Origin of the sequence: Nannocystis sp. (assembly GCF_016714285.1) — a bacterium.
Taxonomy (GTDB): Bacteria; Myxococcota_A; Polyangia; order Nannocystales; family Nannocystaceae; genus Nannocystis.
The window spans coordinates 81677-88441 of record NZ_JADJNN010000040.1 but is presented as its reverse complement, the minus strand read 5'-3'; the positions used below and the strand labels follow the sequence as shown (position 1 = coordinate 88441).

Below are 6765 nucleotides of genomic sequence, written 5' to 3'. Positions count from 1 at the left end.
GCGCAGCGTCGGCTTCTCCCGCGAGGGCGCCATTCCGGGCTATTTCCGCACCGCCGACGCCTACATCATGAGCCGGGTCTACACCGGACGAGGGCGAGCCCATCCAGGGCGGCGCCCCAAGCTCACTCGTGCCGCCCTCCCGACTTCTGGCAAAGAGCCCAAGGAGAAGGACCTCCGGCACACCTCCAAGCCCCCGCGGGCCTCTGCCACCTTCGAGGTCGTCAGCGACATCCCGCGATTGCAGTGAGAGGACCCGCGAGTTCGGCGGGAGCGGCTTCAACGCCCTGTTCCGTCATGGCGTCTTCTTAACCCTGATATCGCCGTGTTCGCCAAGCTCCAACAAGCGCGACTATCGTCGGTGCCGAGACCGATAGCCCGGTCACGCCAAGATCGACATGATCACCCCACCCCTCGGCGACATCGAGATCCCCGTCCTCGAGTTCTGCGTGAAGACCCTGCCTATTTATCAAGCGTCGACACCGCCAGCGTGTTCGCCCTGTGCGCCGCCGACTGGACCCTCAGCAACCAGATCTACGGTGAGCTCGGCTCAGGTCACCGCCCGCCTCACCGACCATATCACCCGCGAAGACGAGTTCATCGGCGCCCAGCTGTGGCACCGTCGCCTGGTCCACCTGCCGACGCCCAAGCTGTCGAGCATCCTCGTATAGCCTCCGGCCGCTGTCGGTCCCCTCAAGTGACAGTCGGGCGCATCGCCCGGCTGTTTCGCGTTGATGCGTCGGCCACGAGCACGTGGGCCTTGACGCATCCCTCGAGGGCTTTATCTTCCCGCCCGCCGCCCCCTCCGGGACGCGCCGCCCCCGACGTATTGCCCCGACACGCCCAGAAGGTGCCCACGTGAACGACAAGGCAGAAGCACGAGTTCAAGGCCGAGGTCAGCGCTCCTCCGGCTGGTGACCAACTCCCTCTACACCAACCGGGAGATCTTCCTCCGCGAGCTGCTCTCGAGCGCCTCCGACGCGCTCGACAAGGCCCGCTTCCAGGGCCTGGTCGACAGCAACCTCCGCGACCGCGACGCCAAAACCAGCCATCAGGTCCACGCCGATGAGCAGAGCGGCGTCCTCGTCATCGAGGATAACGGCATCGGCATGACCGCGACGAGGTCGCCCTTAACCTCGGCACCATCGCCCACTCCGGCACCCTCAACTTCCTCGAGCGCGCCCGGGCCCAGCAGGAGCGGCCAAAAGCCCGACCTCAACCTCATCAGCCAGTTCGGCGTCGGCTTCTACAGCGCCTTCATGGTCGCCGACCGCATCGACGTGTACACCCTCAGCGCCGTCCCGAGCACAGGCCGTGCCTGGGCTCCACGGGCGACTGCACCTTCACCCTCGGCCCCAGCCAACGCGAGCTCCGCGGCACCCGCATCGAGCTCCATCTCAAGCCCGAGGCCCGCCAATTCCTCAGAGCGCTACCGCCTCGGAGCACCGTCATCCGCCGCTACAGCAACTACGTGATGCACCCGATCCGCGTGCGGAATCACCGAAAGGAGGGCAGGAGGACGAGGAGAAGCAGGTCAACGAGGCCACCGCCTTCTGGATGCGCCCGCCAGGGCTCACAGAGGCGGATTACAAGGGAGTTCTAAGAGCACGTCATGGGCGGCTTCGTCCTGCCGGCGACGGGCCCCTCGCCACCTCCACATCAGCGCCGACGCGCCGATCCAATCGTCGCGCTCCTGTACATCCCCGGCAAGCCGCCGGCCGACCTGTTCATGGAGGACCGCAAGTCGCTGCAGCTGTTCGCCCGCCGCGTCCTCATCATCGACAACTGCGACAAGCTGCTCCCAGCCTACCTCCGCTTCGTCCGCGGCATCGTCGACTCCGAGGACCTCCCGCTCAACGTCTCGCGCGAGATGCTGCAGGAGCACAACACCCTCAACGCGATCCGCCGCCAGCTCACCCGCAAGGTGCTCAAGCAGCTCGCCGACATCGCCAGCGAGCGCCCCGACGACTATGCCAAGGTCTGGGACAACTTCGGCGCCGTCCTCAAGGAGGGCCTGCACCATACGGCGGCCACCAGGACGAGCTCATGGGCCTGCTGCGCTTCCGCAGCACCAACAGCGACGGCAAGCTCGTCTCGCTCGCCGACTACGTCGCCGGCATGCCCGAGGGCCAGGACGCGATCTTCTACATCACCGGCGAGTCGCAGGAGGCCGTCGCCCGCAGCCGCACCTGGAGGCCTGCACTCGCCCGCGGCTACCAGGTCCTCTTCCTCACCGACCCGATCGACGGTGGGTCGTCCAGGACCTCCCCAAATACAAGGACAAGCCGCTGCGCTCGGTCACCCAGGGCGACCTCGACATCCCCGAGAAGCCCGAGGACAAGCCGGACGACAGCAAGACCGACATCGGCCCCGCCTCGCGGGTCGGCCGCGCCCTGCTCGGCGAGAAGGTCGGGACGTCCGCGCCAGCAAACGCCTGCGTGAGAGCGCCTCCTGCCTCGTCGACGACGAGGGCGGCCTGTCGCGCAACATGGAGCGCATCCTCAAGGCCGCCCGCCAGAACGTCCCGACCCGCCAGCGGATCCTCGAGCTAAACCCCGACCACCCGTTCGTCCAGGCCGTCAGCAAGCTCGCCAGAGAGCCCCCGCCGACGACCGCGTCGGCACCTGGCTCGAGCTCCTCTACGACCAGGCCGCCCTCGCCGGGGCGTCGTCGCCGACCCCGCCGGCATGGTCAAGCGCATCCAGTCCGTCCTCAACAGCGCCATCAAGCCCCTAAAGCCCAGCCGCTGTCCCACCACGAGCCGCCGTGTCCACCAGACCCGGCGGCTCGTGCCTGCTTAACTCCCACCGCTCACCGGCCCCGCGCGATACCGCGACTTCACTTACCGCGGACCCCACGCGCGCGCTCGCCGTATCCTGCGATCGCCGTGCCTCGCCTCGCCCCCGCAGTGCTCACCTCGCGATCCTCGTCACCGGCAGGCACCGCCCGCGCCGCCCCGATCGAGTTCGTCGAGCAGCGCCGCATGGTTCGCGATCTTCAACGACGTCGACGGCACCATCGAACACGCCAACTGGTTCAACCGCGAGCCCTTCTGCGAAGCCTACTACCCGCTCGAGGCGGGCTTGCTGAAGGTCCACGCCGACGACAGTCAGTTCATCGTCGACGACACCACCTTCAAGCTGGTCAAGGGCGTCGGCGCCTTCTACCAGTCGCTCGCGAGCGACGGTCGCCGGCATCGGCTACAAGCAGGCCGCCGCCATCGACCCGATCATCCCGGACGAGTTCTTCGACGACACCCCGAACAGCCAGTTCCAGGGCATGTTGCACATGAACGACTGGCACAACTTCCTCCTGCCCGGTGACGCCGGCCTCAATGACACCTGGATCTCCCTCGTGTTCGGCCAGGAGCTCGGCCACGCCTGGCTCGCCTTCGTCCGCGCCGACCTCGGCGATGGCCCCAGCGACCTCATGCTCGGCCGCGCCAAGGCCCACTGGAACTTCTACATGCACACCGACGGCTCCCCCGTCGAGGGCCACCGCTGGGCCGACAACGGCGATGGCAGCTTCACCGCCGCCCAGCTCAAGAGCTTTCAGTTCAGCGACCTCGACCTCTACCTCATGGGCCTCATGCCCCCCGACGAGGTCGAGCCCTGGTTCGTCATCGAGGACCCGCACGACTGCATCGACTCCGCCCTCCCCGACATGGAATGCGCCCCGGTCGACGGCTTCTCCTTCAAGGCCGACCAGTACCGCGTCCAGGGCACCCGCCGCGACATCACGATCAAGGACGTCATCGGCGCGGAGGGCCAGCGCCTGCCCGCCTACCCCGACGCCCCCAGCGAGTTCGACCTCTCCTTCATCCTGATCAAGCGCCCCGACGAGAGCCTGTGCGACCAGGAGCTCGCGGCCATGGACGCGATCGTCGACCGGTCGATCGAGATGTGGGTCGGCCAGACCCGCGACCGCGCCACCATCGTCAATCGCACCCGTCGACGACCCGCAGGACCCCGGCCCGGCCTGCCCGGAACCACCCGAGTCCACCGGCACCGGCACCGGCACCAGCACCGGCACTGACACCAGCGCCACCAGCAGCGACCCCGAGACACCCACCACCGGCGGCGGCGATCCACCCGACAGTGACAGCACCAGCGGCAGCGCCAGCAGTGGCGACACCGGCGCGCAGCAGGGGGGAGTCCGGCTGCGGCTGCGCGCAGCAGCCCGCCCCCCGCCCCCTGGCTGCTCCCACCGCCTTGGTCCCGCTGCTCCTGCCCCGCCGTCGCTCGTGACAGCGCCGCCGTCGCTCCAGCCTCAGGCCGGCGCGAGCGCGGCGACCGGGCTCATGCGCAGCGCCGCCGCGACCGGCCAGGCCCCGACGCGGGCCGCCCGGCGCGCCGCAAAGGTCGCCAGCAGCTTCCCGAGCTCATCCGAATCGGGCGTGAACACGGTGCCCACATACGCAAAGCCGATATCCTCGTAGTCGTCCTCGGGCTCCGCGTGGCACAGATACCCGCGCCGGTCGAGCCACAGCGTGCGATAGCCGCGGTACTGGGCGAGCTCTTCGACGAGACGGACGACCTGGGGCTCGAGCGACACGACCTGCATGGCCAAGCCTTGGCACACCGCGATCGGCGACACAAAAATTCGGCGCAAGTTCAGGCGAGCCCGGCGATCGCCCGCGCCATGACGCGCGCCGCCGTCAACATCCGCGGCCCCGGACGCCCCGAGAAGCGCTCGTCGAGGCGATACACCCGCCCGGCCCGCGCCGCCGCCAATGCCTCGAGCCCCGGCCGGGAGATGAGGTTGTCCGGGTCCAGCTTCGCCTCCGCGACCCCGCACCACGACACGAAGCACAGCTCCGGGTCCGCGCGCAGGAGCTCCTCCGGCGTGACCTCCACGCTCGCCCCCGGCCGCTCGCCAAACACGTTGATCCCACCCGCCAGGGCGATGAGCTCGTTGCTGTAGCACGCAGCCCCCGGGCTGAACATCGGCCGCGGCCACCACTCGAGGTACACCCGCCGCCGTCGTATTGGCCTCACCGCAAGCAGGGCCCCGCGCTCGCCCGCCATCTCCTCACATACCCGCGCCGCCGCCCCCGCCAGCCCCAGATCGTCGCCGACCTGCCGCAGCTCGGCCATCACGTCGGCCAGCGAGCGCGGCGCAAGCACCCGCTGCGGCACCCCGCGCACCCGCAGCCCGGTGACCACCCGCTCCATCCCCGGCACGCTCAGCGAGCTGATCGCCAGCGCCGGCGCGATCGCAGCGACACGATCGAGGTCAGGCCCGAGGTCAGGCCCGAGGCGCTCTCGCTGCTCGACCTCCGGCGGCCAGTCCGACGAGTCCTCGCACGCCACCACCCGATCGAAGGCCCCGAGCGCCCCGACGATCTCCGCATTCGAGGGACACAGGGTCACGACCCGAAACGCCGGCCCCGGCGGCGGATCCGACAGCTCTCCCACACCAAAGGCACCACCCGCAATCGTTCGCCCGGCCGCATCCCGCAGGTCCAGCACCCGCCCGCCGCGCGCCGCCAGCCACGCCTTCGCCGCGAAGATCAGGTCGTCATCCACGGCCCCCACATCGACCACTTGCCGCGTCAGCGAGAAGCAGGCCCGCAATGACCCACCACCAGCCCGCGGCCGCAGCTCGAAGCCCTGAACCGCCGGCTCCCCCGCACTCCCGGCCGGCACTTCCGCCAGCCGCAGCGCGACGAAGCGACCCGTCTCCCACTGCTGCTCGGGCTTCTTCACCGCCCGACCCTCGCACACGCGCTGCAGGCCCGTGACCTGAACAAACCACCAGACTCTTCGATCCAGGACGATCCGACTTCGGCAAGGCCGGTGCCGGATCCGGCAACAAAATTAGCCGGAAATGCGCCGCTCGATCCGACTTCGGCTACATTCGCCGCGGCCGTCCCGGCCGATCCGCCCACCCGACGAGGAAGCCTCCATGGAGATCTCCATCAAAGACGCCGCCGAGCTGCTCGGCAAGAGCGAGCGAACTGTCCGCCACATGGCCCAGACGGGCCGCCTGCCCGCCCGCCGCATCGGCTCGCGCTGGCTCATCAATCAAGACGACCTCATCGCCCGCAAGGCCGCCGGTGTCGGCAACGACAGCGATGATGATATCGCCGAGATCGATGACACGGCCGACGTCGGACCCCTCGCGGCCGAACTCGACGATGACATGAACGATGACGAGTCCCCGCGCAGGCCGTCACGCCAGCACGTCACCGTGAATTTCTCGCACGCCCTCCCGCCCGGCGTGGTCACCTCGGTCCGCGAGCTCGACAGCTTCCACATCGCCACCGATGTCCTCGCCGAGCTCGGCGAGCTCCGCCGCACGGTCAAGGACGCCCCGCTGCTGCGCGACGCCGAGACCCACCTGCGCGAGTTCCTGCAGCTCTTGGCCGACGGCTGCCACGCCGACCTGCACACCCGCCGCGACCGCTTCCGCGAGGCCCAGTCACGCGCCTGCGCCGCGCTGACCGACCTCATCCACTTCAACGTGAAGCACGCCGAGCCCGACCTCGGCCCGCTCGGCGAGCGCCTCGAGCGCGAGCTGATCGGCTCGCTGCGCGTGCTCCTCGGCGAGACCCAGCGCCACCTCAGCGTGCGCGGCCGGGTCCTCGGCCTCGCCGAGCGCACCGTGGCCCGCGTGCTCACCCGCCTGCGCGGCATCGCCGGCGAGGGCCGCTTCGCCGACCGCCTCGGCGGCCTCCAGCGCACCCTCACCCAGGCGCTGCACTCGGTCCGCTGAGCTGTCCCCGGGGACAGCTGGCAGGGGCGCTGTCCTTCGGGACAGGCGCCC

At 69.6% G+C, this 6765-nt stretch carries 8 protein-coding genes and 2 pseudogenes; 8 read left to right on the top strand and 2 right to left on the bottom strand.

The window, feature by feature from the left end; genetic code table 11:
• The 7 genes and pseudogenes from IPJ59_RS36275 to IPJ59_RS36245 form a co-directional block, all read left to right on the top strand.
• Window positions 1–247: hypothetical protein (locus tag IPJ59_RS36275; protein WP_293275759.1), on the top strand; the 247-nt coding region annotated here is incomplete at its 5' end.
• Between the two features lie 148 nt (window positions 248–395).
• On the top strand, window positions 396–668 hold the full coding sequence (locus tag IPJ59_RS36270) for a hypothetical protein (protein WP_293275758.1): 273 nt from the start codon (window positions 396–398) through the stop codon (window positions 666–668).
• A gap of 243 nt (window positions 669–911) precedes the next feature.
• The gene (locus IPJ59_RS36265) at window positions 912–1472 is read left to right on the top strand and encodes an ATP-binding protein (protein ID WP_293275757.1); all 561 of its coding nucleotides are present in this window, start codon (window positions 912–914) and stop codon (window positions 1470–1472) included.
• 137 nt (window positions 1473–1609) lie between these two features.
• Window positions 1610–2439, top strand: a pseudogene (locus IPJ59_RS38590) (hypothetical protein).
• Window positions 2432–2533: pseudogene (locus tag IPJ59_RS38585) on the top strand (hypothetical protein); the annotation flags it as partial. The pseudogenes IPJ59_RS38590 and IPJ59_RS38585, both read left to right, overlap by 8 nt.
• A 547-nt stretch (window positions 2534–3080) precedes the next feature.
• On the top strand, window positions 3081–3320 hold the full coding sequence (locus IPJ59_RS36250; protein ID WP_293275754.1) for a hypothetical protein: 240 nt from the start codon (window positions 3081–3083) through the stop codon (window positions 3318–3320).
• Window positions 3286–4032, top strand: coding sequence for a hypothetical protein (locus IPJ59_RS36245; protein WP_293275753.1), 747 nt, complete (start codon window positions 3286–3288; stop codon window positions 4030–4032). The genes IPJ59_RS36250 and IPJ59_RS36245 overlap by 35 nt, the downstream gene beginning before the upstream one ends.
• A gap of 234 nt (window positions 4033–4266) precedes the next feature.
• Here the strand turns inward: IPJ59_RS36245 and IPJ59_RS36240 are convergent, their stop codons facing one another.
• Both IPJ59_RS36240 and IPJ59_RS36235 read right to left on the bottom strand, forming a co-directional pair.
• Window positions 4267–4560, bottom strand: coding sequence for a hypothetical protein (locus tag IPJ59_RS36240; RefSeq protein WP_293258734.1), 294 nt, complete (start codon window positions 4558–4560; stop codon window positions 4267–4269).
• Window positions 4561–4610: 50 nt separating this feature from the next.
• Window positions 4611–5705 (bottom strand): ABC transporter substrate-binding protein, encoded by a 1095-nt coding sequence (locus tag IPJ59_RS36235; RefSeq protein ID WP_293275752.1) that lies wholly within the window; start codon window positions 5703–5705, stop codon window positions 4611–4613.
• Between the two features lie 199 nt (window positions 5706–5904).
• On the opposite strand from IPJ59_RS36235, the gene IPJ59_RS36230 reads away from it, so the two are divergent.
• Entirely contained in the window at window positions 5905–6714 is an 810-nt protein-coding gene (locus IPJ59_RS36230) for a helix-turn-helix domain-containing protein (protein WP_293275751.1), read from the top strand.
• The last annotated feature ends 51 nt before the right edge of the window (window positions 6715–6765 follow it).